The sequence below is a fragment of the Candidatus Hydrogenedentota bacterium genome (assembly GCA_016791475.1).
GTDB lineage: Bacteria > Hydrogenedentota > Hydrogenedentia > Hydrogenedentales > JAEUWI01 > JAEUWI01.
This window is the reverse complement of sequence record JAEUWI010000293.1, coordinates 1-632: the sequence shown is the minus strand read 5'-3', so window position 1 is coordinate 632 and position 632 is coordinate 1. Positions and strand designations below refer to the sequence as shown.

2 protein-coding genes are annotated in these 632 nt (G+C 63.4%); both read right to left on the bottom strand.

Features of this window, described 5'->3' with window-relative positions; genetic code table 11:
• The coding region (locus JNK74_29280) for a macro domain-containing protein (protein MBL7650270.1) at positions 1–214 on the bottom strand (214 nt) is incomplete at its 3' end.
• A 13-nt stretch (positions 215–227) separates the two neighbouring features.
• A partial coding sequence (locus tag JNK74_29275; protein ID MBL7650269.1) for a DUF4433 domain-containing protein occupies positions 228–632 on the bottom strand: 405 nt, incomplete at its 5' end.

The following is a 632-nucleotide window of genomic DNA, read 5'->3' as shown; positions in this document are numbered from 1 at the left end:
GCGGCGTGGTCAGCTGGCCTACCTCATACACGAACATGCGGCCCGGTTGCACCTCTTCGCGCTTGCAGGCTGCCTCGTAGGCCTTGAAGTTTTCCGGCCAGGCGTTCTTGAACTGCAGCGCGATGCCTCGGCCCATGATGCCGACGCAGTTCACGGTGTTGACGATGGCTTCCGCATCGTCCTTGAGAATGTCGCCGCTGGTAAATTCGATCATCGCGGTCTCCTTGTCAGTAGTACCAGGCCGGCAGCACGGCCACTGGCGGCCGGTGCCCACCCACGGGCAAAGCGTGCGCCACCTGGGTGTTGATCGCTGCAGAGTACACGCCGATGCGCTCGATCAACTGCCACGGGAAGCTGTGCTCCATGAGGAACTCGGCCTGTTTGCGCTCCTTGACGGCCGGCCACTGCGTGCTGGCCACCGCGCCCCAGTCGATCTCGCCCAACTGAGCCAGGTCTGCCCGGTCTTCGAAGTAGTACGAACCCGCGTTGGACAGCGTGAAGGCCCACCGCCTGCCGTTGGCCTGAGCCCAAGCGACGGCGTTGAACAAGTCGGCCTCAAGGTGCACGATCGGCTCCTGCCCGCCCTTGTAGGCCAACTCGGGGTTGCGCTTGTGGATCAGGTACAGCATTAC